At 44.4% G+C, this 24,737-nt stretch carries 22 protein-coding genes; 15 read left to right on the top strand and 7 right to left on the bottom strand.

Features of this window, described 5'->3' with window-relative positions; all coding sequences use genetic code 11:
• Window positions 1-283: 283 nt before the first annotated feature.
• The 3 genes from Nant_RS19430 to Nant_RS19420 form a co-directional block, all read right to left on the bottom strand.
• Window positions 284-1,531 (bottom strand): HDOD domain-containing protein, encoded by a 1,248-nt coding sequence (locus Nant_RS19430; protein ID WP_162224960.1) that lies wholly within the window; start codon window positions 1,529-1,531, stop codon window positions 284-286.
• A gap of 137 nt (window positions 1,532-1,668) precedes the next feature.
• Window positions 1,669-2,427 (bottom strand): YciC family protein, encoded by a 759-nt coding sequence (locus Nant_RS19425; protein WP_054343345.1) that lies wholly within the window; start codon window positions 2,425-2,427, stop codon window positions 1,669-1,671.
• Window positions 2,428-2,448: 21 nt separating this feature from the next.
• The gene (locus tag Nant_RS19420; protein ID WP_054343344.1) at window positions 2,449-3,060 is read right to left on the bottom strand and encodes a riboflavin synthase; all 612 of its coding nucleotides are present in this window, start codon (window positions 3,058-3,060) and stop codon (window positions 2,449-2,451) included.
• Window positions 3,061-3,159: 99 nt separating this feature from the next.
• On the opposite strand from Nant_RS19420, the gene Nant_RS19415 reads away from it, so the two are divergent.
• The gene (locus tag Nant_RS19415) at window positions 3,160-4,059 is read left to right on the top strand and encodes a TIGR01777 family oxidoreductase (RefSeq protein ID WP_054343343.1); all 900 of its coding nucleotides are present in this window, start codon (window positions 3,160-3,162) and stop codon (window positions 4,057-4,059) included.
• Here Nant_RS19415 and Nant_RS19410 read toward each other — a convergent pair.
• On the bottom strand, window positions 4,016-4,882 hold the full coding sequence (locus tag Nant_RS19410; RefSeq protein ID WP_054343342.1) for a potassium channel family protein: 867 nt from the start codon (window positions 4,880-4,882) through the stop codon (window positions 4,016-4,018). The two genes, Nant_RS19415 and Nant_RS19410, sit on opposite strands and share 44 nt — an antisense overlap.
• Window positions 4,883-4,897: 15 nt before the next feature.
• Complete coding sequence (locus Nant_RS19405) at window positions 4,898-6,583, bottom strand: BatD family protein (RefSeq protein WP_054343341.1); 1,686 nt, start codon at window positions 6,581-6,583, stop codon at window positions 4,898-4,900.
• A 212-nt stretch (window positions 6,584-6,795) separates the two neighbouring features.
• Between Nant_RS19405 and Nant_RS21165 the strand changes: the two genes are divergently transcribed.
• Window positions 6,796-7,014, top strand: coding sequence for a DUF2835 family protein (locus tag Nant_RS21165; RefSeq protein WP_076495957.1), 219 nt, complete (start codon window positions 6,796-6,798; stop codon window positions 7,012-7,014).
• A gap of 79 nt (window positions 7,015-7,093) precedes the next feature.
• Window positions 7,094-8,122, top strand: coding sequence for a quinone-dependent dihydroorotate dehydrogenase (locus Nant_RS19400; RefSeq protein WP_054343340.1), 1,029 nt, complete (start codon window positions 7,094-7,096; stop codon window positions 8,120-8,122).
• A gap of 132 nt (window positions 8,123-8,254) precedes the next feature.
• Here Nant_RS19400 and rmf read toward each other — a convergent pair whose 3' ends face one another.
• On the bottom strand, window positions 8,255-8,461 hold the full coding sequence (rmf, locus tag Nant_RS19395) for a ribosome modulation factor (protein ID WP_054343339.1): 207 nt from the start codon (window positions 8,459-8,461) through the stop codon (window positions 8,255-8,257).
• Between the two features lie 340 nt (window positions 8,462-8,801).
• On the opposite strand from rmf, the gene rlmKL reads away from it, so the two are divergent.
• From rlmKL to Nant_RS19370, 5 genes are all read left to right on the top strand, one after another.
• A complete protein-coding gene (gene rlmKL / locus Nant_RS19390; RefSeq protein WP_054343338.1) occupies window positions 8,802-10,940 on the top strand; it encodes a bifunctional 23S rRNA (guanine(2069)-N(7))-methyltransferase RlmK/23S rRNA (guanine(2445)-N(2))-methyltransferase RlmL in 2,139 nt (712 codons plus the stop codon).
• A 275-nt stretch (window positions 10,941-11,215) separates the two neighbouring features.
• Complete coding sequence (locus Nant_RS19385) at window positions 11,216-12,427, top strand: ammonium transporter (protein WP_054343337.1); 1,212 nt, start codon at window positions 11,216-11,218, stop codon at window positions 12,425-12,427.
• Window positions 12,428-12,676: 249 nt separating this feature from the next.
• A complete protein-coding gene (locus Nant_RS19380; RefSeq protein ID WP_054343336.1) occupies window positions 12,677-14,071 on the top strand; it encodes a Wadjet anti-phage system protein JetA family protein in 1,395 nt (464 codons plus the stop codon).
• Window positions 14,071-14,706 (top strand): DUF4194 domain-containing protein, encoded by a 636-nt coding sequence (locus Nant_RS19375; RefSeq protein WP_054343335.1) that lies wholly within the window; start codon window positions 14,071-14,073, stop codon window positions 14,704-14,706. The genes Nant_RS19380 and Nant_RS19375 overlap by 1 nt, the downstream gene beginning before the upstream one ends.
• On the top strand, window positions 14,693-18,121 hold the full coding sequence (locus tag Nant_RS19370) for an SbcC/MukB-like Walker B domain-containing protein (protein ID WP_054343334.1): 3,429 nt from the start codon (window positions 14,693-14,695) through the stop codon (window positions 18,119-18,121). Before Nant_RS19375 ends, Nant_RS19370 begins: the two co-directional genes overlap by 14 nt.
• 18 nt (window positions 18,122-18,139) lie before the next feature.
• Here Nant_RS19370 and Nant_RS19365 read toward each other — a convergent pair whose 3' ends face one another.
• Entirely contained in the window at window positions 18,140-18,826 is a 687-nt protein-coding gene (locus tag Nant_RS19365; RefSeq protein WP_054343333.1) for a hypothetical protein, read from the bottom strand.
• A gap of 53 nt (window positions 18,827-18,879) precedes the next feature.
• Between Nant_RS19365 and Nant_RS19360 the strand changes: the two genes are divergently transcribed.
• From Nant_RS19360 to Nant_RS19330, 7 genes are all read left to right on the top strand, one after another.
• Entirely contained in the window at window positions 18,880-19,251 is a 372-nt protein-coding gene (locus tag Nant_RS19360) for a hypothetical protein (RefSeq protein WP_054343332.1), read from the top strand.
• A gap of 13 nt (window positions 19,252-19,264) precedes the next feature.
• Complete coding sequence (locus Nant_RS19355) at window positions 19,265-20,638, top strand: DUF3422 family protein (RefSeq protein WP_054343331.1); 1,374 nt, start codon at window positions 19,265-19,267, stop codon at window positions 20,636-20,638.
• Between the two features lies 1 nt (window position 20,639).
• Window positions 20,640-20,951 carry a BolA family protein gene (locus Nant_RS19350; RefSeq protein ID WP_054343330.1) on the top strand — a complete coding sequence of 104 codons (312 nt, stop codon included), beginning with the start codon at window positions 20,640-20,642 and terminating at the stop codon, window positions 20,949-20,951.
• Between the two features lie 223 nt (window positions 20,952-21,174).
• Window positions 21,175-21,609, top strand: a complete 435-nt coding sequence (locus tag Nant_RS19345; protein ID WP_054343329.1) for a hypothetical protein — start codon at window positions 21,175-21,177, stop codon at window positions 21,607-21,609.
• Window positions 21,610-21,879: 270 nt separating this feature from the next.
• The gene (locus Nant_RS19340; protein ID WP_054343328.1) at window positions 21,880-22,836 is read left to right on the top strand and encodes a DnaJ C-terminal domain-containing protein; all 957 of its coding nucleotides are present in this window, start codon (window positions 21,880-21,882) and stop codon (window positions 22,834-22,836) included.
• On the top strand, window positions 22,829-23,149 hold the full coding sequence (locus Nant_RS19335) for a chaperone modulator CbpM (protein WP_054343327.1): 321 nt from the start codon (window positions 22,829-22,831) through the stop codon (window positions 23,147-23,149). Before Nant_RS19340 ends, Nant_RS19335 begins: the two co-directional genes overlap by 8 nt.
• Window positions 23,150-23,455: 306 nt before the next feature.
• Complete coding sequence (locus tag Nant_RS19330; RefSeq protein ID WP_054343326.1) at window positions 23,456-24,724, top strand: MFS transporter; 1,269 nt, start codon at window positions 23,456-23,458, stop codon at window positions 24,722-24,724.
• Window positions 24,725-24,737: the final 13 nt, after the last annotated feature.

Raw genomic sequence — 24,737 nt, 5'->3', positions numbered from 1 at the left:
TTACATAAAAGGTAAGTGCTAATAGCGTTTTAACTTAAATAACTAAGTTAATATATAGTCATATTGTCTTATAACTACATCAGATTCCGCAATTATTTTGAGTTTGATTGGGAGGGTTTTAAGATTATTTTGAACAATATTTAATTAAATTTTCGGATTCTCGTCATGTATAAAATAGTGCTGACATGTTTATGTCGGGTTTCTTGCTATCAACCTCAAGCCCGGTACGCGCAGAGTTTGTCTATAACGAGTTAAGTATGGGTTCAGGTGCGGGCACTCTTTTTTAGTTGGATTGCATCAGTAATTTATAGTCATAAGCAATGAGTTTCCAGCGGTGCAAATCGCCTATATGGCCGATTCTCTCTATATAGGCTTCAGACAACTGGCTATTCATTTTAGTGTTTTTACTATGCCAGGCCGCAGGGATAAGTGCATCGGCGACATGTACAGCAGTTAATGGCTGAAAGCTATTATCTTCAGATAACTGGGGGATTGGGTGGAATAATATAGCCTCTACGGTTAACGTCGGGATATTCCAAAGTGCCATCAACGCGGCACCTACCTCACCGTGATAAACGCCGGTGATTTTTTTTTCGGCAACATGTAAAAGTTTTTCCTCTTTGACTGCATATTGCAGAACTTTAAGATACGAGGCAGGATCTTGAGAAACCATAACCAGAATCCCTACATCATGTAGCAAACCCGCTAAAAAGGCTTGCTCAGTAATGCCTTTATCAGCGCCTGCATCTTTGCATATATCACGCGCTAATCGTGCAACCAATAAAGATCTTTTATTTATTTTCTCGAATGAAAAGTATTTCCAGTTTTTATGAGGAGGGTAAGTACTTGTGATTTGGTTGGATAATGCCAGCCCACTGAGCATGCGGGTACCAATCATTGAAACCGCTTCTGTTATATGACTGATTTGACGTGGCAGACCAAAAAAGGAGGAGTTCACCAGTTGTATTACTTTGGCGCTGAGCGTTGGATCACGTTCAATAATCGCAGATATTTTTCTGGCATCGGTTGAATCAGAGTTTAATTCTTGCGTGAGATCTTGGTATATCTGAGGTACTGCGGGAAGTTTCTGTTGCTGGCTAATGTAGCGTTTAAGTGCCGGTCGGTTTATTAGACGGGTAACTTTGAGTAAGTATTCGATTGTTTGGGCAATCTCTTCTGTCGCAGAAGGCGTTGGAAAAATGCGATGCGTTAATTCCAGTGTGAGTGCCATTTCTTTGGGGAATTCAAGTTTCGCGCCTAATTGGAAGCGTAATGTCTCTGGCCTGATTTTTTGTGCCCGACGCAGCACGCTTAGCTCAATATAGTCCTTTACTGAACTGCTCAGCATTATGGCATCATAATGTCTGATTTCCAGGCGGGAAATAAGCGTGTCTGGATCATCTATGCAGAAAATTTCCCACTCTCTGCCGGTTTGTTTGAGCAATTTTGACCAGTTGAGATATTCACCATGCGGATCGAGCAGCATAATGCTTATGTTTTTTTCAGGTGGCTCTCGCTTCTCTGACACCATACGGCTGCTCGTAAATTGATGAGTGAGATACATAATGATATATCGCTTGAGTCATAATTATTAGCCGTATTTGTACTCAATATTTACACAAAAAAGGTATATATACTTTTTTCTGATTTATAGATTGAAAATTTACCTTATCGATCAGAGCCATCAGAAGAGCCATCAGAAGAGTTATCAGAAAGCTCGTCTGGTTTTTTATCGGCCGGATCGAATGTGTGTGGTCTTGTTTCTGCACGCATGACGCAATACATCCGGAATCCAAATACGGTAATCAGAGCGCCGAGAAGGTCGAACAAAGCAATGATAGGTAACTCCAGTATCAGGCTCCGGTCTTCCATCGTAGAAAGCATATGTGCAATGGGCATCTGAATAAGTTGTATGCTTGTAAAGAGAATGGCGAACCCCGGAAGCAGTTTCCAAAAGTAATCAGCCGAATCCTTCCAGCTTTGTTTTAGACTATCCATAGCAGATTGATTTTCTAAAACGCAGATGTAGTCAGCAAAAGCTAACCGTACACCGATATAAAGTCCGGGTAATATGAGCAACAGAAGCCCTCCAAAAACAGCAATGGAGGTCAGGATAAATGTGAAAAGCAGGGTGCGCCAGAATGACAGGCTGCCAATAATTGCCTGGCTGGCAGAGAGCGGGGCATTATCGAGTGTTGACTGCATGAATAAAATCGTTCCTCCCCAATAAATAGGAAGAAACGTCAGGCTGAGAATAGAAAGGTAAGCCGCTTGTTGTTTTAAATCGTCAGTTTCACTGGTATTAATGTCCAGCCATAATGCCAGGCCATTAAGAAGTAAAAGAAAAGGTAGTTGTATCTTAGCGATGGTTGAAAAATTCTGTTTGAAAAAGTAAAAACTTTGTCTGAGGTATTCAAAAGTGTTCATAAGTAATAGTTCTGCGACTTTCTAAAGGTTACGGTTGGTTAAATAATTATTGACGGTATCAACAATGGCTTGTGTTTGCGGGTCAACTTCCAGATTGATTTTATCACCGATTTTTGTGTTGCCGAAGCTGGTAACTGTGAGTGTTTCGGGGATCAGATAGATGCAAAAACGTGATGCTTCTACTTCGCCAATAGTAAGGCTGCATCCATTCAGGGCAACAAAGCCTTTAGGTAGCAGATATTGCATAAGGTGCGCTGGTGCCTTAAGCCAAAGCGTGCAGTTGTCAGGTGTGCGTTCAATCTGATCAATGGTAGCGACAGACGAGATATGCCCCGACAATTGATGCCCGCCAATTTCATCGCCATAGCGGGCCGCACGTTCAAAATTGACCCTATCCCCGACGTCCAGCTGACCAAGGTTTGTTACATCGAGCGTCTCATGTATCAGATCAAACTGTACGTTGTTCTCATGAAACTCCGTAATTGTCAGACACGTACCATTAACGGCAATGCTAGCGCCGGTTTGCAGGTTGTTGGCATGGATTTGCGGCAGTTTTAAGTGCAGTTGCATAAAGTTGTCGCGTTTGTTCAGCGCGGTGACTTCAGCGAGCCCCTGCACAATACCTGTAAACATCTTTACCTTTCCTGTATCTAGCGATTAATCTAAAGGGGAGAGGATAGCGTATATAGACTCAAAATACCTGCACCAATATTTTAGCCAAAGGAGTATTACATGCATTATCTGATGACAGGAGGAACTGGTTTCATCGGAAGCCGGTTAGTTCATAGTTTGCTGGAAGATAACCATAAGGTCACGGTTGTTTCGCGCTCGCCAGAAAAAGTCATGGGGCTTCTGGGGCCGGGTGTTAATGCGGTTAGTCTTAATGACGTGAATCTTATAAAAGAGCCTATTGACGGGGTTATTAATCTTGCAGGTGAGCCTATTGTTGATAAACGCTGGAATGCACAGCGTAAAAAATTATTACGGGAAAGTCGAATTGACTTTACCGAGCAGTTAATTGAGCAGTTGGTTATGGCTGATGCGCGTCCGGCGTTTTTTATCAGCGGTTCTGCTATTGGTTTTTATGGGAGCCATGAAGGTGGTGCGCCCTTGAATGAAAAGAGTAATCCGGTCATCGGGTTTACTCATGATTTATGTCGAGACTGGGAAGCGGCTGCATTAGAGGCTCAGAAGCGATTGGGGTCGAGGGTTTGTCTGCTAAGAACGGGTGTCGTTTTAGGTGCGGGTGGCGGCGCTCTCGCTAAAATGTTGCCACCGTTTAAGTTTGGATTAGGGGGGGCTATCGGTAGTGGTGAGCAATGGATGTCATGGATACATTTAGAGGATGAAGTAGCCGCCATTCGGTTTTTAATGGTACATGAAACGCTGGTGGGCGTTTTCAATGTGACATCACCTAATGCGGTTACCAATAAAGTTTTTACAAAAACCTTAGGTGCCGTATTAGATAAACCTACCTGGCTGACAGTACCTGAGTTTATGTTGTCGCTAATGTTGGGTGAAGCGAGTGAGTTGTTAGTGAAAGGGCAGAGGGTTTACCCCGCGTGTTTACTGGATGCAGGATTTGAATTTACTTATCCCGGTCTTGAAGAGGCGTTGCACTCGGTTCTTTAGGCTGAGAGTTAGTATTCTGGATTTTAAGTTGTTCCAGCGTTCTCTCCAGTTGTTTTTCGATGCGCTCTAATTTAGATTCTATGCGAGTAATACGGCGAATGTTTTCATCTTCCCGGGTAATCATCACTTTTTCATCCTGCTCAATGAAAAATACAGAGAAGCTCGCGGTGAGCATTGAGAACAAGCCAATACCCATTAAAATGAGTAGTGCGCCAAACAGGCGTCCTGTGGTGGTGCTAGGCACCAGATCACCATAGCCGACCGTTGTGATAGTAACCCATGCCCACCAGATGCCATCCAGGGGTGATTCGAAAGCAGGATCAATTCCGGATATCATAAATCCTGAAAAAAGCATGATCAGAAAACTGATAAAGAGCGTCATTCCTAAATTATGCCGAGATAATACTGAGCGTACGTCTGTAGAAATTCGCAGGAAAATGCCGAACATAATCAGAAGCCTCAGGCTTCTGAGCATACCGGCATAGAAGGTTTCCATACCCCAGATGATAGGTATGCCCGCCAGGATGATCAGTATGTTCATCCAGTTGTCAGCTAAGTATTGTCTGCGGTTATCGACCAGTGTTAGCAGGATGCTGGATTCTACGATAAAGCAAATCCAGATAAACCAGTCAGTAAGAAAAGTGATGGCAGGGGTCGATAAGCCTTTTTCACGCAAATACCAATCGACAATAATCCAGAGAGCAACCAGCATCATCGGCCCTTCTAAACGTCGGGACCAGCGTTTAGCACGATTATTCTCTTGATCGCTTACGCCACCGAAACCAATACGGCTCAGTAACGCTTGATGTCTCTGAAAGGTCATACGTGCTTCCTGTTACTATATCTTGCCTTTGTTGCGGCGTAGTCGAAGTTTTTCTATTGCCTGTAAAAGAAGATCGCCTTGCCATAAGGATTTTTCGTTTGAATATAGATGTTGTTCCATATCAATAATAAGAAAATCGAATGTCTTGTTTCGGGTAAGGGGGCTGATATCTTCCAACGTCTGAATAAGCGTGTCGGGCCAAAAGTGCTGAGCCCATTCAATTAAACGTAATTTGCTAATATCGACATTGTCTTGCTGACATGCCATAGCGAGTGCTTGAAAGGTGTTTTTTTCTGCAAGGGAATGAGCGTGTATCTTTTTCTCATTTTGGCGTTCAGTGAGTGCTTCACGTTTTTTCTGTGTCTTCACTCTCATTTTGCGCAAGCCGTTATAAGTATAGAGCCATCCTAACGATGAAATGATACTCACGGTTGCCAAAAACACAATGAGTGGGATCTGTTGGCTAGGGGGTTGTTGAGTAGGAGTTGTTGATTGGATATCTGATGTGGGTGATTCAGGTGCAGAAGTCGATTCAAACGATACTGCTTTCTTTGCTGGAACTAGCGGGCTTGTTGAATGAGTTGGCGAGTTTACATGGAGAATAAGAGGGGGAATCGAGGCAATTTTACTCTGGTCTTCATACGTGTCCCACCAGTGAATATCAATGGGTGGGAGCGTGACTTCCCCTCTTTCTTTCATCGTGACTTTAACGGTCTCAATACGGCGGCTCACCAGCCCGCGTTCATCAAAACTTTCTTCAAGATCGGTTTGCAGGAGTTCCAGATCGGCGAGTTCATTTTTTAGTATTGATAAGGAGGGTAAACGTGCCGCAGGCAACCCATGCGCGGTCAGTGTTAACTTTCGTATAAGTGAGCTTCCAGGTGCGAGTACGGCAGGTTGATCGATTGACTCTTCCAGCTGAAGAGTGCTTAAAGGAAGCCAATAACCCCGTGAGTTTGTATTTGCTCGTGGAATAACGGCAATTTCAATTTCATTGCCTTGTGTTTCAAAATATTGATCGCTGGCTGAGGTGCCTGAAAACAAGGGTGGTTCAATAAAGTGAGTGCCAGGCTCATCGGGAAAAATTGCATAGCGGCGTTCTTCCAGAAAGTACGCTTGCCCTTTGATCTTTATCTCACTTTTCTTTATCTCCTCAATAGGCAGAATAAGTGCCTGATTTAAGAAGGGGTCAGACAAAACAGCATTCTTATTTAATGGCTCTTTATGGAAAAATTTGACTCTGTATATGAGCTGACTACCCTCATAGGCTTCAGTATGATCAATGCTTGTCGTGATAAAAAGGGGCTCCCCGTCGACAGTCGGTGTGCTTTGATTTGTGATTTCTTTCGGTAGAAGCCCTGTTACCTCTATTAATAAAGGGTCCGCCTGTTCACCATTTACCGATAGCGCTGGAATTTTAATTTGACCCGCATGCTTAGGTCGCAACAGAACTTGCCAGCGAGTGGTTGCTTGTCTTGAGCCCGCTTGTAGGCTCGAAATTGTCATTTGTTTGATACCCAGTAAATCAAAATCCTGGTTCAGTACAGATAAGTCAGGTCTTTGTGGTTGCCCTTGTTGAGTTGACTCAATCGTCAGACGGACAGTTTCCTGAGTTGAAATACTGTACTTGTTTAAGTAAGCATTGACCTCGGCATGTACAGGCGAAGCGAGTAGCACAAATAGAAGTAGAAAAGTTCGCATGACGTTATCGTGATCCAGACTGAAAGTAGATGAGCAAATATTTATTATTAATGAAGCAACCTGTTATATCAATGACTTGGTCCCCATTTGAGTTAGATTCTCGTATAAGCGCAATTAAATAATCAGCCTATAAATTGAGAAATCTATAGTTCACGGTTTTGTGCATTTCACAGTACAATGTTGGCATTATAGAGAAGCAAGACAAACTCATTATGAATGAAATTATTGTAGATATCCGTATATCTCCCGATGAATACATAAAACAGTACCGTATACCCGGCTGTATGGTAAGTACCCATGCGCGCGATGGGCGAAGCGTGCGTTTCCCCGCTGACATTCTCCAGCCCTTTTTATTGCACACTGGAATAGCCGGTAGTTTTAAAATTGTGTTTGATTTGCATGGGAAATTTAAAACAATAGATCGAATATGAATCTGAATCTGATGACAGGATGTAAAACATGCGTAGCATCGTTATAATGCAGTCATCTTTTTCTTAAAACGGTCTGGTTATGCTTTATACCTTGGCAAAATCCCTTATGTTCAGTATGGATGCAGAACGCTCACATCATATTGCATTACGCAGTATGAATATGGCGGCGGCCATCGGATTACCGTCATTGATGGGTGCCGAAAAGCTTGATGCGCCCGTTGAAGTCATGGGTATTAAATTTCCTAATCCAGTAGGTCTGGCGGCAGGCTTGGACAAAAATGGTTCAGCTATTGATGGCTTGGCGGCGATGGGCTTCGGTTTTATCGAAGTGGGTACCGTGACGCCACGGCCGCAGATAGGTAATCCCAAGCCGCGCTTATTCCGTATCCCCGAACATAATGCGATTATTAATCGTATGGGATTTAATAATCACGGGGTGGATGAACTTCTCGCTAATATTGATCGCGCTCGTTACAAGGGAGTGTTGGGGATTAATATAGGCAAGAATAAAGACACATCCAATAAAAAAGCGAACGATGATTACATATACTGCCTACGTAAGGTTTATTCACGCGCTTCCTATATAGCACTCAATATTTCTTCTCCCAATACACCCGGATTGCGATCATTACAGTTTGGCGAGTCATTGAATACCTTGTTAGAAGTTATCAAAAATGAGCAAGCCAAACAGGCGAATTTACATGATCGTTATGTGCCTATCGCTGTAAAAATTGCGCCGGATATGACAGACGAAGAGATTGAAATGGTTGCCTATTCATTAAAAACCTATGAAATGGATGGAGTTATTGCAACCAATACAACGCTATCCAGAGAAGGTGTTGAAGACTCAGCTTTGCAAGTTGAATCCGGTGGTTTGAGTGGTGCGCCTGTACGCAATAAATCGACTAAAGTGATACGCGTATTATCTAAAGCATTGGATGGCGCCTTGCCTATTATAGGCGTGGGTGGCATTACTGAAGGTTTTGATGCCGCTGAGAAGATTGAGGCGGGTGCTAGCCTTGTTCAGGTCTACACTGGCTTTATTTATAAAGGTCCGACTTTGGTCAGTGATTCTGTTAGAGCTATACAGGCGTTACACAACGTATAGACGACCGCTGGTTTATGAAGTTGATCGCTATTTTACGCGATAGTTAAAGGCGTGATGGTTAAGAGCACATGCAATGACAAAAAAAGGCTCCTCAATATGAGGAGCCTAATTTTTTGTAAAAGGGGTACAGCATCAATGTAATGCTGGGTGAGCCTGAATGGCTGATACTCCTGCCATTCCATTCCAATGAGCCTCACGACCTTGGCGCCATCCACTCATCCAGTGGCTGCGCAAATCGATAACTTTAACAGGACAGTCGTCGCGAGATTTCCCACTTAAGCCGGCCTGGAAGCCCCGGTTGAAAAGAGTTGAAGCCTTATCTCGTTTTTGTCTCTTCATAAAAAAGTGCCTATATTTCGTTATTATGAGAACGTGAATCCTGAGGCTGGATATTCACTGATACTGTGATAAATTCCATCATTTGGCTCATCACACCTGTATTGATAACGAAAATAGTGTGTTAGTGCGATTAAAATTATCTATTACTTTATTGCTTCTGATAGTAAGCGCCTGCAAAAAAGGTGATCTATCAGCAGCTTAGATACGTTCATTACTGTAGAAAAACGGCATGAAAAAAATTCACGGGATGCTGAGAACGATTGAATGTTATTATCGATGTAAGCGTAACTACTTGATCTGACTGTTTTTTTGCAGACGGTATACATAACTTGGAAAAAAAATGAAATTTTTTGCGACCTGTCCTAAAGGGCTAGAAATATTGTTGGTAGCGGAATTAACCGAATTAGGTGCTGCTGACGTCAAACTAACAGCGACGGGCGCTGAGTTTTATGGCGAACTAGAGCAGGCATATAGAGCGTGTTTGTGGTCGCGGCTAGCTAACCGTATTTTACTACCCATTGCCGAAGAAAATGTAGAAACAGCCGATCAGCTTTATGATGCGGTACAGTCGGTTGACTGGTTGGAGCATATGAGGCCGGAAGCGTCTTTATTGGTTGCCTTTACCGGTAAAACTGATGCGATCAACCATACGCACTTCGGTGCTTTAAAAGTTAAAGATGCCATTGTTGATCAAATTAGAGATAAAACGCAGATGCGCCCCAGCATTGACCGCGAAAATCCTGATCTGCGTGTACATGCTCATATTTATCGTGGCAAGTTAACTTTATCGCTTGATCTCTCCGGCGGCAGTTTGCATCGCCGTGGTTATCGTATTCGCGCCGGTATGGCCCCGTTAAAAGAAAATTTGGCGGCCGCTATTTTACGCAGAGCTCAATGGCCTGAGTTAGCGGTTGATCATCCTGTCTTATTCGACCCTATGTGTGGTTCCGGCACATTGGTGATTGAAGGTGTATTAATGGCGGCTGATATTGCGCCAGGTATATTGCGTGAGCAGTTTGGCTTCGAGCGCTGGGTGCAGCACCAGCCGGAATTGTGGGAGTCACTGCTTGCTGAAGCGGAGCAGCGTAAAGAAGCCGGTTTGGCTCAGTTAACCACGCGTTTTTATGGCTATGATCAGGATTCTGAAGTACTTGTACTGGCGAAAGATAATGCTGAAAGAGCAGGGGTCGATCACCTGATCAGCTTTAAGAAAGCATCCGTTGAGCAGATGGTCGTGCCTGAGAATGCGCCTGGTTTGATGGTGACAAATCCTCCTTATGGGGAGCGAATGGGCGAAAGTCAGGAACTCATGTTTTTGTATCGTCATATCGGGGATGCACTAAAACAGGATTTTGCGGGTTGGAAAGCGGCCATATTTACCGGGAATCCAGATCTTTGCCAGGTGGTGGGTCTTAAAGCGGATAAATCATACAGTCTCAATAATGGCCCGATAGATGGGCGCTTGTTTCTTTATACCTTGTATACAGACCGGGCTACCACAGCAAAACATGATGATGAGCAAGAAGCAGGCACGCTGAGCGACAACGCACAGATGTTTGCTAATCGCCTGAAGAAAAACCTTAAAGCCCTTAAAAAGTGGCACAAGCAAGAAGAGATTGAATGTTACCGTCTTTATGATGCGGATATGCCAGAATATGCTGTGGCTGTCGACTTGTATAAAGAGTGGGTGCATGTACAGGAATATGCTGCACCCGCATCAATCGATAAAGTAAAAGCGTTTGACCGTATTAAAGATGTCTTGGCGGCCATACCCGAAGCTTTAGGCGTTGATCCACGCCGCATTATATTGAAGCAGCGTAAAAAACAAAGCGGTAGTGATCAATACGGTAAACAGGCGAGTGTCGGCCGGTTTTTCGAGGTGAAAGAGCACGGTTGCCGATTACGCATCAATTTACATGATTATCTGGATACCGGATTATTTCTGGATCATCGACCCATACGTCACCAGATTCAGGAAATGGCAGCCGGTAAGGATTTCTTAAACCTGTTCTGTTACACCGCATCGGCCAGTGTGCATGCGGCGGTTGGTGGTGCAAAATCGACGACCAGTGTTGATATGTCAACTACGTATTTACAATGGGCCATGAAAAATATGGCGTTAAATGGTTTCAATAATAAAGCACATCATTTTATTGAAGCGGATTGTATTAGTTGGTTGAAAAAACAACGTAAGCCAGAATATGACCTGATCTTTATGGATCCTCCTACTTTTTCTAACTCTAAGAAAATGCTGGATGTGCTGGATGTGCAGCGTGATCATATTGATTTAATTAAGTTGGCTATGCGCTTGTTGCGCAAGGATGGCGTGTTGATTTTTTCAAATAACTATCGCCGCTTTAAAATGGATTATGAGTTGTTGGCGGGTTTTGATATTCGTGAAATTACCGCGAAAACAATTGATCCTGACTTCAAGCGGAATACGCGTATCCATAGCTGCTTTGAAATACGCTGGCCTTAAGTGAGTGTGAATTCACGGCTGCAGTGAATTTTGGCATAGTTCATGCTGTATTTTAGTGCGAAGCAAAGCGCCTCATAGGCGCTTTGTTGCACCAAACTGGGTTGTTTTTTTATATCCATTAATAATCAATAGCTTATTGGGTATTTATATCTACTCTAAGAATGATAATTAATCCGATTATTAAAATTCTGCACCTATTTGGGATGAAATATAAGAAAGCGCACCATAATTGAGCATCAGTAATGTATGCGTCAGTATGAACTTAGGAGATAGTTGTGGATAATGTTAATAGTGCTGTAGAGACGCTAGTTCAAAGCTCCAATACCCTGTTTATTTTGATGGGTGCCATCATGGTGTTTGCCATGCATGCCGGATTTGCCTTTCTTGAAGTGGGTACCGTACGTCATAAGAATCAGGTAAACGCGCTGGTTAAAATCATGACGGATTTTGGTTTCTCTGCTGTCGCCTATTTCTTTATTGGTTATTGGATAGCTTATGACGTTACTTTTTTTCAGGATGCGGAAACGCTTGCCGCTGGTAATGGTTATGAGCTTGTTAAATTCTTCTTCCTAATGACGTTTGCTGCCGCTATTCCTGCGATTGTCTCAGGAGGCATAGCGGAGCGTGCTAAATTCTGGCCGGTGCTTGTTGCATCAACATTAACTGTCGCTTTTGTATATCCGCTTTTTGAAGGGATTATCTGGAACGGGAATTATGGTTTTCAGGCATGGTTAGAGTCTTCTTTTGGCGCCGGTTTTCATGATTTTGCAGGCTCGGTAGTAGTACATGCAGTGGGTGGGTGGATTGCGCTGGTGGCTGTGTTGTTTCTGGGAATTCGTAAAGGACGTTATCGTAATGGGCGTTTGGTGGCTTTTCCACCGTCGAATATTCCATTTTTAGCCTTAGGAGCCTGGATCCTGTCGATTGGCTGGTTTGGTTTTAACGTAATGTCGGCTCAAACACTTGAAGGTGTTTCGGGGTTGGTGGCGGTGAACTCTCTGATGGCGATGGTCGGTGGTATTATTGCCGCATTAATCGTCGGTAAGAATGACCCTGGCTTTATTCATAATGGTCCATTGGCTGGATTGGTTGCTGTATGCGCGGGTTCCGATGTGATGCATCCTATTGGTGCGTTAGTGGTGGGTGCTATCGCCGGTGTTATTTTTGTCTGGATGTTCACGCTACAGCAGAATAAATGGAAAATTGATGATGTGCTGGGTGTGTGGCCCTTGCATGGCTTATGTGGTGTCTGGGGTGGGATTGCTGCGGGTATTTTTGGCAGCGAAGCTTTAGGTGGTCTGGGAGGCGTTAGCCTGACTTCTCAGATAATAGGTACGGTTGCTGGTGTTACTGTCGCCGTCGTCGGTGCGGCGATTGTCTATGGTGGTATCAAGGCCGTTGTTGGTTTACGTTTGAGTGAAGAAGAAGAGTTTAACGGTGCTGATCTTAGTATTCATAAAATTGAAGCGACTACTAATGATTCATAAACCGGTAATGACTCATAAGCTGGAAATATAACAAATACGGGTCACAATAGAGGCTAACTCTGTGTGTAACTGTCAGCCCTGGTTTTCGAACCGGGGCTTTTGTGTTTTTACAGTAGCTTATTCGTCAAATCTTTATTTATCAGATCCTTTATTTGTCAGGTCCAGCTGGGCTAAAATCCACTGCTAAGCCAAATTTATAACAAAGTGCTGCTTATTAATGAAGTAGCATAAATTCGTATTGGATGCTGAATGCTTTTTAACAAGCTCCCTGATGACCTGTTTTTACCGCTTTCGGGTAAGAACCGACATATTTATCACGCCGTTCTTTTGCAATTGGCTGATCTGTTTTTTGATGAGGATCTGGTTGATCCTTTTATTCCTAAGGATATGGTACGTTCGACCATTGAATATGCTGTGGTGCGTTTAGGCGTCCGGCGCTGGGAACCGGAAGAAGATGATTCCGAAGCAGGTGAGTTGCCGCGTTCAACGGCAGAATACACCAACCGTATCTATCGACGTCTGGTTCAAACGGGGTGGCTGGAAGAGGAACAGCGTATTTATCGCACGTTTGTGCTGATGTCTCCTTCGATCAGTTTTCTGTTACGTTCGCTTGTCTCTATCTCCAAACTTGAGAAACGTTCCTATGGCGGCGCTGTACTTAACGTGCTGAGCTCTTTAGAGTCTGCTGTGAATGATCCCGCAGGGCGTGGCATTACGCTGTCGGAAGCAGCGCAAACAGCAGCCGATTTCAGTGCGCATCTGACCGATATGATGTTGGGGTTACGTGAGCTGAGAATCAGTTTGTCAAACGTAGAAAGCCCACAGGAAGTGGTACGCGGTTTTTTTGATCGGTTTGTCGAAAAGATTCTTGTGTCAGACTACAAAACGCTGAAAACTAAAAATAATCCGTTCAGGTTTCGTCGACAAATTATCTCACTTTTACGTGATTTGCAGTTTGATAGCATCAAACTGGATAAACTGACCGTGCATTATCAGGAACAGTTTGAATCTACTTATGACGATGCTGAAGCGATGGTTCATCTGCATATTAACCGTATTATGCGTATCTTTGAATCTGTTGATAAACGTCTTGATACCATCGATGATTTCCGTTATCGCCTTGAAAAACGGGTAGCTGATACCATACGGTATATGGACAAAACAACACCTGGAATGGCATCGAGGTTATCTCGATTGATTACCAAAGTCGCTACAAACCCCGCGCTGCCTGTTATTACAAACTTAGAAGAAGTAGGGTTTATCTCGCCATCCAGTGTGCGTTCGCCTTTTAAACGACGTATTCAGAATGAGCCACGCGTCATACATCAGCAAATCATTGATCCGAAAGCGCTTCAGCTGCGTCAGTTATTCAAAGAGTTTAAAGAGCGACGTGAGGTTAGGATCGATCGCATTGATGCGTATCTTGATCGCCATCTGATCCAAAAAGAATCGCTACGTGCGGATGAATTCCAAATTGATAGCATCGAAGACTACATCTGCTTTAGCTATATCCGCCATTTAGCTTCGTTGGGCAAGCAAGCCAAAAAAACGGCAGAGCAGTTCAATATTCAGTTTAATGATCAATACACTCAGGTTGCCGGAATGGTCGAGTGTCGTGATTTTGTTATTTATAGGAAACGTTAATGCTTGGTGATCTGCAAAAAATAATCGGCCGAAGTGATCAGTATGAAGCAGCGGATTTTACGCGTGCTGCTAATTTGTTGCTGACCAGTCAGTTTTTACACGCTGATCGTTCATCGCACCGGGATAGTTATTTCCTGATAGCCTCACATATCGATTATTTTACCAATCTGTTTGAAGCCATTGGCTGGTCTTTCCTGTATCAGCCGGATGAAGCCTATCTTGGTATCCTTCCTCAAGCTGAAGAACGTAATTTAAAGCTACGTTTAGACGAATCATTACTACTGTTATGTATGCGCCAACAATATGAGCAGAAGTTGGAAAAGTTTGAAGTGGAAAGTGGTAAGGCCTATACCACGATTAATGATTTACTCTCTTTATATGAGAACTTAACGGGTAAAGAGATACCGAATGAAACCCGCATGAAGGAAATTTTATCGCTCTTCGCTCGTCATGGTGTGATTGAGCGGGGCAAGCCTAATGAAATGGAGCCGAAAAATATTCCATTCAGTATTCAACCGACGATTCGTCAGGTTGTTGTCGAAGATTACATCGGTCAGCTCGAAGCGTTATGTGATACAGACACACGTGATGCCCTGACAGAAGCAGAAGAGGCGGATGCAGATGAAACAGCTTAATCGTATAGTCCTGGTTAACTGGTATGTGCTGGGTGCTGTTGAAATACCTATCAAAGGAAATGTGGCGATTGTCGGTCCCAATGGCTCGGGTAAGTCGGCATTGTTGGATGCTATCCAGACAGTTTTGATGGGTGGGCATAAGCGCCATATGAGTTTTAACGCATCGGCAGGCCAAAAAAGCGAGCGTTCTTTGCGCACCTATTGTCTGGGTTATCTGGATGACGGCAGCAAAAAGGCCATGTTGAGGGAAGATTCTCTGACCTATATGGCGCTCAGTTTTTTTGATACAGAGACGGCCAAAGAAACCTGTATCGGCATTGCAATTAGCGCATCGACAGCTTCACCTGATGAAGAGATTTTAGGGCGTTTTATCTTGCCTGATTTTTCAGTAGGGCTAGATGACTTCTCACTACGTGAGGGTGATGGTCGCCTGCCAAAAGCGTGGTCACAGGTACGCGATCAGTTGCTGAAACAATGTCCGGAGATGATTCTGGAAAAGCGTGCCAGTAAGTTTATACGTGATGTGACGGCGACGCTGAGCCATGACCCACAGATGCCTAATGATGATGAAAAATTCATTAAGAACTTTAAAAGTGCATTGCGTTTCGTCCCCATCGACAGCCCCACCCGATTCGTGCGTGAATTTGTTTTGGATGAAAAGATTGTTCACGTTGGTGCCTTTCGTAAATCATTGGACGAATACCGTGCAATGGAGCAGAAAACGCGTGAAGTATTCAATCGCATAGCCGAGTTGGAAAAAGTTCAGGAGCAGTGTAAGGGGATTCAGCGCAATATAAAAAACGCGGTCGAATATGAGTGGGTTGTACATGAAACTCGTTTTGATAATGCCGACCTGAAGAAAGAAGATGCTCAAGAGCGACTTGAAAGTAATCAGGAAAAAGAAAGCGGCGCACAGAAAGAATTAGAAAATCACAGCGCAGAGATGAGCAATGTGATGCAAAGCCTTGCCGATGCGCGCGCACAGTTGAATAACACTAACGCCGCTCATCAGATTAAAGCGTTGGAAAATTCGATCACTGCACGCCTGCATGAAGAAGGTGTGGTTAAAGATAAAATTCAGAATGTTTATAATTTACTGAGAACTACGGTTGGGTTTTCAAATTATGAACAACTATTACCGGAATCTTTTCGCCCATTAGTGATGAACTCTGTTGCCTTGTGGCGTTCGGGTGAGGATATGATGGCCGATGTCTGGCCGCCAGAGCCGGTTGAAGTCGATAACACGCTTGATCAGCTTAAGCAGAGTGTTGATTCTGTGAGGCGCGATATCGGTCGTAAATTTGAAGAATCGGTCATTCGTATCAACGAACTGCGTACCAATATTCAGAATCAGAAGGGCGCAGTAGAACAGCTCAAGCAAGGGCGGGCACCGGTACGCCATAATACCCGTGATTTGATGGAGCTTTTGGCTGAATACGGTATTGAATCCACGCCGATCTGTGAGCTGGTGGATATCAATGAAGATAAATGGCGTATTGCCATTGAGTCCTTTTTGGGTGCTCGTCGTGAAGCACTGATTGTTGATCCTGATCGTGTTAAAGAAGCGATTACTTTGTATCGTCGCAAAGGTCGTCACTTGAAAGGCTGTCGTATCATTAATACGACAAAGTCGGGCGAATGGTTAAATCGTAATAAACCCCAGTCGCTGGCGCATTTTGTTGATACCGACAATGAACACGCACAAGCGTATATGAATCGCGCCCTGGGTGGCGTGATTGCCGTCGAAACCGAGACTGAGTTACTACGTCAGGAGCGTGCATTAACCTACGATTGCATGCTGCAAACCGAAGGCTCAACGACGTCTATTAATGAATTATCGCCGATTATGGGTATTCGCCGTCGTGGTGATCAGTTGGCAACTCAGGGTAAACAAGTCGATGAGATGATGGTTGAGTTTACGACGCTCGGAAAACGCCATGAATCATTGGAGAAATTACGAGATAGCCTGATCAATTTGACCACAAGTCTGGCCGGTGCCACTGAGAAAGTGTTTGATCTGGTACAACAGCGCGAGCAGCTAAGCGCTGATATTCAGGGTTGTCGTCAGGCCATTACCGATATGCGTAATCATGATGACACGGGTATTCAGCAGCGTATCGTTGAGCTGGCTGAGGCTCAAAAGGTAGCCGGAGAGAAAAACAAGCTGCTGATGGATAAATTGCAGCGCATCCGTACCCATATGATAAAGGATTCGGCGGCGCTGGAAGTGCTTACCCAAGAGCTTACCGAGCATGCTGACGCGCGTAATGTGTGCGCGGTAAAAGCGGACTTTGATGCGCAGTCGGCGCAGGAAAAACGTGATTATCTTGACGAGAGTTGTGGCGGAGAGTTAGAGCGGATTATTTTTGAAGCGGCTAAAAAAGCGCAGGCAGAATTATCGCTTCACGAGAAGAAAAAGTACTCTGTCCGGGATGCCATCGCTAACTATAAAGCGAAATTTCATGGCGGCGGTATGAGTCATCAGGGACTGGATAAAATCGGACCTGAGTCAACACACGAAGAGCTTGAACAGTACGTTAACGAAACAGTACAGGCGTTAACTGACTCTGAACTGGCCTTGTACACGTTAAAAGCAGAGCGTGCGCGCCTTGAGGCTGAAGCGTCGTTCCGTTCTGACTTTGTTGCCCATCTGAATGATCAGATCAATAACATCAAAGATCTGATTCGCGAGCTGAATAACCATCTTAAAAATCGTCCATTTCACAAAGAAATGTACAGTTTTGAGATGATGCCGAACCCGGAATTGAAGGATATTCTTGAGTTGGTAGAAGCCTATACGCGCCTGGATCAGGCCAATGTCGGCTCGCTGTTCGATCTCAAATACGATGAAGATCGTCCGCATCAGGATGCGTTGTCTAAAATCCATGATGTTTTGAAAGATGAAGGTGAAAGTAGTCTGCTTCAGGATTATCGTAACTTTTATAATTTTGAACTGGTGGTTAAAGATCTCAATGGCAACCGTAAAACCACGTTAACACAGCGTATTAAAACCGGTTCAGGGGGTGAGCATCAGGTACCTTTCTATGTGGCCATGGCAGCCGCGATGGGCGCGGCTTACCGGCTTAAAGAAGGGCCTGATGGTAAAGCCGTAGGTGGTATGAGTTTGTCGGTATTTGATGAAGCCTTTAACAAGTTGGATTCGGAAAATACCATGACGTCATTGGGCTTTATGACCGATTTGGGGCTGCAGACTATTATTGCGGCACCGGATGAAAAATACTCTCTGCTATCTTCCTGTATGGATACCATCATCAATGTCTGTCGTGATGGGCGTGTAGTGGATCTTGATGTGGAGTTTCCTACCGCGAAGGGTAAAGAGTTATTGAACTCGGATACCCCGCGTAAACTGATGGAACAAGACGACTTGTATGAGGCGGCACTGGAAACGGTCTGATTTTTTAGCCAGTCTCTTTTAAATGAGAGACTGGCTTTTTAATCGAGGGGCTGGCTTTTTGAAAGAGGGATCAATGGCCAGAATGTTTTTGTCCATATAGCTGAGAATTATAGTGCCTCCTTTTTCCGAGACTCCCTTTTCCGAAATCGACCAGTCAGAGGCTGAGTCCAGCAGGCGCAGTAAAATACTTCTTAACGGAGCCGGTTTTGCAGGATCAGGCATAAATTCAGTATGAGTAAACTGCTGATGACTCAGTAATCGGCAGATGTCCTTTATGCACCAAAGCTCGGGAGGCGAGCAGAGAGGCTCTAAAGAGCCAATCAGCGACGGTGCTAATAACTGTTTATCTTTTGCAAAAAATTTTCTGACACTCAGATCGCGATCTATACCAGGGAAAGTATTATCGCGCGCATTGCTGCTGAAAGAGAGTGCTTCAAGCCCCTGAATAATGGCGGTTAGCTGCCAGTTACAGGCTTTGATTAGTTTCCATACCGGCTCGATGCTGCTTTTTGATCCAAGGCTGAATTTTGTAGCCTGACGTCCATCGAGCATATCTTCTGTCAACAGGGTTATCTGTAAATAGGTGGTCTGAAAATCTATCAGGCATAGCGGTGTTTTAAGATAAGCGTACGACCGCTCTCTCCTAAAGAAAGAGATCCATTCAGTACGGGTTTCTAATTGATTTAGAACAGGAATATGCATCATTATAGAGTATCATTTTTTCCCAGAGTATAAAGAGAATAGGTAACCAACGCATTATGAAACTATTGAACAGATCCGCCATTACTTTGTTAGCCCGGATCCCTTTTGCTGAATGGATTGCTGGTTTACCTTTAGATAGCGAATTAATTAGCGTGCCCACCTCATTGGAGGAGCTGCGTAAAGAAGGCAATGTTTATCTTATTAATGAAGTCGATGAAGAAGCTGATTTTGCAGAGGCATTAAAGCACTCATGGGAAATGATCTTTAAAAATGAGCTGGCAGCGTGGGATGAGTTTGGAGATCATTGGCCTGAAAATTTATCGTATGAGTTATTCTGCCAATGGTTTGAGCGTACGAATCAGATAATGACGTTTGATGTATCTGATGAGGTGTTGTTACTCGCCCCGTTAGAAAATTTGACCGAATGAGCGGTGATAACGCATGAATAATGAAGTGCTACAGAATATCTCTCAGGGAATGAGGTTCCATCCCCTACGCGAAGCCTTCTATGAAGAGATGCATTCACGGCCGTTTCAGGTCATTCCCAGCCCCGCCCGTGTTACGCATCTGGCCATTTTATGTGATGACACCCAGAGACAGGAGCAATTTGAACATCTGAAAACACTCTTTACTGCTTTTGGCGTAACGCCGCCCGAGCATGATGAGGTGTGTATTCAGTATGAGTTGGGAGGATTAAGAGTTCGTCGCGAAAAGCATCTGGAATTTACGACCTACACCTTCATTAACTTTGATGTGCCCGCCGATTCTGATCCGTTTGACGTTACGGGTGTGGCCGCTTTGCCGCACGCATGGTTGCAGAGTATGCCAGGTGAAGTGATTACTGCATTTCATTTGTCGGTTGAAGCGTCTGATTCCGATGATGATGTGATGTTACCGAGGGTAAAACAGTTTTTCGAAGGAATGCGGCTGGTGGGTAGTAGCCCTCAGCAAGGGGATGCCCGCGTCTGGACAACCTTACGCTTACACAGCGATGGTTTCGGTCGCTTTCTAATATGCAATAAACGCATGAGTGACAGCCAGTTGGGCCGTTTGGCACAACGTATCATGGAGATTGAAACCTATCGTTTGATGGCCTTAATTTCTTTACCGCTGGCGCGAGAATGTGCGCCTCATTTAGGGGCGATGGATCGGCAACTGGCCGAGTTAACTCAGCATCTTTCAGAGCGCGATGTTATCAATGAGAAAGAGGTGTTGTCTGAGCTAACCTTTATAGCGGCGCGGGTTGAGGATTATCGGGCCAAAACCACCTTCCGTTTTACCGCGACGCAGGCATATCATGAACTGGTCTTACAACGCTTGGTTGAACTGCGTGAAGATGAAGTGTCTGGCCATTTAACCGTCACCGAGTTTTTAACGCGGCGTTTAACGCCAGCAGTGCGTACCTGCCAATCCGTCGGTGAGCGTCTTGAAGATATGTCAAAACGTATCGATAGGGTGTCTGATATGATGCGGACACGGGTCGAGTTATCCATTCAGGCGCAAAATCAGCAATTGCTGGCATCCATGGATCGGCGTTCTAAAATTCAGTTAATGATGCAGCATACCGTAGAAGGATTATCGGTCGCGGCTATTAGTTATTACGCCGTTGGCTTGATTAAAATCATGATGGAAGCGGCGCATGACAGCGGCTTACATTTTAATAAGAATCTGGCACTCGGCATTGCTGTGCCTGTTGTTATCAGTAGCGTATGGTTAGCGACGCGTAAAATACATAAACACTTTCTAAAACTGGCAAAAGAACAGCGAGAGGCTGATCTTGCGGATGAACAAGTGTCAAAAGAGGTGAAGAAATAAAATGAGTACCGCACAGATTATTGAAGATAAATTGCATGCAGCATTGGCTATTTCTGAATTACAAATCGTTAATGAAAGCCATATGCATTCCGGACCCGCCGCAGAGAGTCACTTTAAACTATTGCTGGTGTCAGAAGAGTTTGTCGATAAAGGCTTAGTTAAGCGTCATCAGATGATTTATAAAATATTGGCGGATGAGTTACAAAATCCCATTCATGCCTTAGCCATGCATCTTTACACAGAGGAAGAGTGGCAGAAGAAAAACGGTGTAGTGATGCCCTCACCAGCCTGCAAAGGCGGCTCGAAAAGCTAATCATTATCTGCTCATAAATTAGGTATTGATCGACAATAGGTATGCCGCTATGGTTCTAGGACTATGGCGCCTAACTAGCATGTACTCGCGGATGAATCAAAGGTATGAGGAGTTGCCATTGAGTAGTTCTTTAGCAAATGCTATTTATTTACTCAGTGTGATTTTTTATTAAAATTAGTATTTATAAAGAGTCCTGATAAGCAGACCATTAGGAGGTATACAAATGAGTAAAGATGAAGTGGTGAATAAAGAAAACAATACGTCAGATCTAAAGGCTTATCCGGCTATTATTTCTTCTTTGCGTTCCCCTTTAAGTATGTTTGGGCTGGCGATGCTCATTTGTAATGCTGTTTTTTCACTTTCAGCGGGTTTGATGGGAGAGTTAGACGCATTTATTTACGCAATACATACATTTCTAAGTATAGTTTTTGCTTTTATTATGATCGCAATATGGAGCCCAAGATCTCTATATCACCCTTCAGAGTTAGAAGGGCTTAGTGATGAAGTTCCTGAAGTAGAAAATTCAAGAATTATTATTACCACTGTTTTTCTGGTCGTTATCTTTTCGTATGGAGCTTATCAAATGTATAAGCTTAATTTAGAGAGTAAAACACAGATTCAAATAGTAGAAACAACGCCTGCTAACGAAAGCAATTAACGCGAAAATTTTTACGCAGTGTTTGGGCTCTGCTCATATCGTCAGCATCATTGGAAATACTTAGTTGAAGCACGAGGCCTTATAGTGTTGGAAAGGGTTCTGGTGTTTGCAAAATTGGTGTATCCATCCGTTACGTTTTATTTTCATGACCAAGTACATATAAGCCTAAGATTATTACATGCTATACCGCTAAAGATAGGTTTATAGTGTTGAAAGGAATGGCGTCAGAATAGTGTTTTATAGGACGCATTAGCATATCTGGAAGGTATTATGGAATTTAAAGATTATTACAAGATACTTGGGGTCGCGCACGATGCAGATGCCAAAAGCATTAAAACAGCCTATCGTAAGCTTGCTCGTAAATATCATCCCGACGTTAATCCCGAAGAGGGCGCTGAAGAAAAATTCAAGGAAGTGGCGGGGGCTTATGAAGTATTAAAAAATGCCGAACGCCGTGCCGAATATGATGAAATGCGTCGCTATGGGGGGCCGCATGGTAAAGGTTCTGAAACGCCGTCAGGTCGGCAAAGAGGCGGAAGCGCGTCATCAGGTAACGGCCAATTTGAGGGTGACTTTTCCGACTTTTTTAATTCTGCCTTTGGTAATAGAAGTGGTGGTTTTCAAGGTTATAGTGATTTCCAGCAAACTGCCGCGCGCGGTCAGGATGTTGAGGTCGAAATGCCGGTGTTTCTTGAAGAGCTTCTCTCTGATGTACCCAAGCCCATTGAGTATCGGATGCCGGCCATTGAAAATGGTCAGGTAACGGAAGTCAAAAAATCCTTGAAAGTTAAAATACCCAAAGGTGTTTCTGATGGTGAACGGATTCGATTAAAGGGGCAAGGCGCACCCGGCCCGGGAGATGCACCTAACGGTGATCTTTATTTACATATTCGTCTTATACCTCACCCTATGTTCGATGTAGAGGGTCATAATTTACTGATAACTGTGCCCATTGCTCCCTGGGAAGCTGCATTGGGTGCAAAAGTTACTTTAGCTACCCTGACAGGCAAGATCAGCTTAAGTGTGCCCCCCAATAGCCAGTCGGGTCAAAAGTTGCGTATTAAAGGCAAGGGTTTGCCTATGAAAAATGGCACTGGCGATCTGTATGTTATCTTCAAAATTGTAATACCAAAATATACTAACGAAGAATCAAAAGCGTTGTGGCAGTCGCTGTCTGATATATCGGCTTTTGATCCCAGAAATGAATGGGAGAAACAAAATGTCTGATATTGAGTTGGAAGTTTCATTGCAAGAGTTGTGTGTGCAAGAAGGTATAACCGAAACCATGCTGATTGAAGTGGTTGAGTATGGGATTGCGGAACCACTCGCAGGTAATGATGTTAATGACTGGATTTTCGAATTAAATAGCGTTTACTGGATGAAGAAAGCGATCCGGCTATATCATGATCTTGATATCGATTGGGTGTCGATTGCGATAGTAATCGATTTACTGCAGCAAAAAGATGCCTTACTCAAAGAGAACGAGCGTTTGAAACAGCAGCTTGATCGATTTGTGAATAATGTTACTGATTTACATTGAGAAGCTTATAATACGTCGCTGGTAGCAGATCAAAAGCTTAGCCGCTTTTTGATCTGCTGCTACATAAAGTCGATGGTGGCAAGCAGACTAGATGGTTGCATAACTTCTGCCTGAGGGGCTTTCATATGACGCTGTGGCGATATCGTTCCAAAACGCGCATCTTTTCATCACGTCTTTTCTTTTGCTCTGTAGACAAAACACAAGTCCCTAACCCTTTCTCCCCTCAGTGAAAAAGTGAGCCCTCGCTTTGGTTTGAAGCTTTAGCACTGTCAATAAAGATACTTAAGAGAAAAGGCAGAAACGTTAATGGTCGTTGGAAAACAAAGGACAGCGTTGCTGGCCGGATTTATTGGTAATGTCGTTGAGTGGTATGATTTCGCACTCTACGGATACATGGCGGGAATTCTTGCCGTCCTGTTTTTCCCTGAGCAAAGTAAAACGGCAGGTTTGATTGCCACCTATGGTATTTTTGCCGCCGGGTTTTTAATGCGTCCTCTCGGCTCGGCAGTCTTCGGCTGGTTAGGTGATACGATTGGCCGCAGTCGAACTATGATGATTTCCGTTATCATGATGGTGGTGCCAACCGTTTTTCTCGGCGTATTGCCAACGCATGAAACCATTGGTATCTGGGCGCCGGTGTTGCTAGTTATCATCCGCCTCGTTCAAGGCCTTTCCGTCGGAGGTGAATTCAGCAGTTCGGTTACCTACTTAGTAGAAACCGCTGAGGATGGCCGGCGTGGCTACGCGGGAAGTTGGGCCAATACGGGTAGCATGGTGGGTATGTTACTAGGTGCCGGAGCTGCTGCTTTGTTAACCGGATTGTTGACAGCGGACGAGGTAAATTCCTGGGGCTGGCGCATTCCCTTCTTACTGGGCGGACTCATTGGCGGCGTAGCAATTTTTTTACGACGCAACCTGCCGCAATCGCAGCATTTCAAGCGCCATGATCGAAAGCGCCCGAAGACGTCTCCGCTGATTCAGGCGTTCACTACCAATCGTTTGGAAATGATTCAAGCCTCTCTTTTCGCGTCCGCTTATGGCGTGCTGTTTTACATTCCGCTGGTTTATCTGCCCGAATGGCTGCACGACCAGACAGGTATGGAAAGACACCAGGCACTGCAAATCAATACCGGCGGGACTTTGCTGTTACTGCTACTTATACCCGTCTCGGGGTGGCTCGGTGACCGCTTTATCCGACGAACCCACTTTATCGCAGGAGCCATGCTCTGTTCGGCATTGTTAGCCATTCCCCTGTACACATGGCTGTTGGAGGATGGCATCTGGGGGGCGATCATTGTCCAGACCATAATGGTGGTTATTCTGGCGGTACCGCTGGGGTCGGCTCCCGCTATGTTTGTTGAACTGTTCCCACCAGCCGATCGGTTGTCTGGCTATTCAGTCTCTTATAATCTGGGCTTGGGAGTCATTGGAGGTGCCACCCCGATGTTTGCCACCTGGCTGATTGATGTTTCCGGATTTACCGTTGCACCGGCTGGGATGCTCGTGGTGGGATCTCTCCTGGCATTTGCGGTGATGCTGTGGATGAAGGACCGCAGTCGTGAGCCTTTGCGGTAATGGCAATGTGTAT

This window comes from Neptunomonas antarctica (assembly GCF_001305295.1).
In the GTDB taxonomy this organism is placed as follows: Bacteria; Pseudomonadota; Gammaproteobacteria; order Pseudomonadales; family Balneatricaceae; genus Neptunomonas; species Neptunomonas antarctica.
This window is presented reverse-complemented; position numbering and strand designations above follow the sequence as displayed.

Excerpts from the sequence above, each read along its gene's own strand:
- Nant_RS19430 (WP_162224960.1), bottom strand. The coding sequence starts at position 1,531 with ATGGTGTCAGAGAAGCGAGAGCCACCTGAAAAAAACATAAGCATTATG.
- Nant_RS19425 (WP_054343345.1), bottom strand. The coding sequence starts at position 2,427 with ATGAACACTTTTGAATACCTCAGACAAAGTTTTTACTTTTTCAAACAG.
- Nant_RS19420 (WP_054343344.1), bottom strand. The coding sequence starts at position 3,060 with ATGTTTACAGGTATTGTGCAGGGGCTCGCTGAAGTCACCGCGCTGAAC.
- Nant_RS19415 (WP_054343343.1), top strand. The coding sequence starts at position 3,160 with ATGCATTATCTGATGACAGGAGGAACTGGTTTCATCGGAAGCCGGTTA.
- Nant_RS19410 (WP_054343342.1), bottom strand. The coding sequence starts at position 4,882 with ATGACCTTTCAGAGACATCAAGCGTTACTGAGCCGTATTGGTTTCGGT.
- Nant_RS19405 (WP_054343341.1), bottom strand. The coding sequence starts at position 6,583 with ATGCGAACTTTTCTACTTCTATTTGTGCTACTCGCTTCGCCTGTACAT.
- Nant_RS21165 (WP_076495957.1), top strand. The coding sequence starts at position 6,796 with ATGAATGAAATTATTGTAGATATCCGTATATCTCCCGATGAATACATA.
- Nant_RS19400 (WP_054343340.1), top strand. The coding sequence starts at position 7,094 with ATGCTTTATACCTTGGCAAAATCCCTTATGTTCAGTATGGATGCAGAA.
- rmf (WP_054343339.1), bottom strand. The coding sequence starts at position 8,461 with ATGAAGAGACAAAAACGAGATAAGGCTTCAACTCTTTTCAACCGGGGC.
- rlmKL (WP_054343338.1), top strand. The coding sequence starts at position 8,802 with ATGAAATTTTTTGCGACCTGTCCTAAAGGGCTAGAAATATTGTTGGTA.
- Nant_RS19380 (WP_054343336.1), top strand. The coding sequence starts at position 12,677 with ATGCTTTTTAACAAGCTCCCTGATGACCTGTTTTTACCGCTTTCGGGT.
- Nant_RS19375 (WP_054343335.1), top strand. The coding sequence starts at position 14,071 with ATGCTTGGTGATCTGCAAAAAATAATCGGCCGAAGTGATCAGTATGAA.
- Nant_RS19370 (WP_054343334.1), top strand. The coding sequence starts at position 14,693 with ATGAAACAGCTTAATCGTATAGTCCTGGTTAACTGGTATGTGCTGGGT.
- Nant_RS19365 (WP_054343333.1), bottom strand. The coding sequence starts at position 18,826 with ATGATGCATATTCCTGTTCTAAATCAATTAGAAACCCGTACTGAATGG.
- Nant_RS19360 (WP_054343332.1), top strand. The coding sequence starts at position 18,880 with ATGAAACTATTGAACAGATCCGCCATTACTTTGTTAGCCCGGATCCCT.
- Nant_RS19355 (WP_054343331.1), top strand. The coding sequence starts at position 19,265 with ATGAATAATGAAGTGCTACAGAATATCTCTCAGGGAATGAGGTTCCAT.
- Nant_RS19350 (WP_054343330.1), top strand. The coding sequence starts at position 20,640 with ATGAGTACCGCACAGATTATTGAAGATAAATTGCATGCAGCATTGGCT.
- Nant_RS19345 (WP_054343329.1), top strand. The coding sequence starts at position 21,175 with ATGAGTAAAGATGAAGTGGTGAATAAAGAAAACAATACGTCAGATCTA.
- Nant_RS19340 (WP_054343328.1), top strand. The coding sequence starts at position 21,880 with ATGGAATTTAAAGATTATTACAAGATACTTGGGGTCGCGCACGATGCA.
- Nant_RS19335 (WP_054343327.1), top strand. The coding sequence starts at position 22,829 with ATGTCTGATATTGAGTTGGAAGTTTCATTGCAAGAGTTGTGTGTGCAA.
- Nant_RS19330 (WP_054343326.1), top strand. The coding sequence starts at position 23,456 with ATGGTCGTTGGAAAACAAAGGACAGCGTTGCTGGCCGGATTTATTGGT.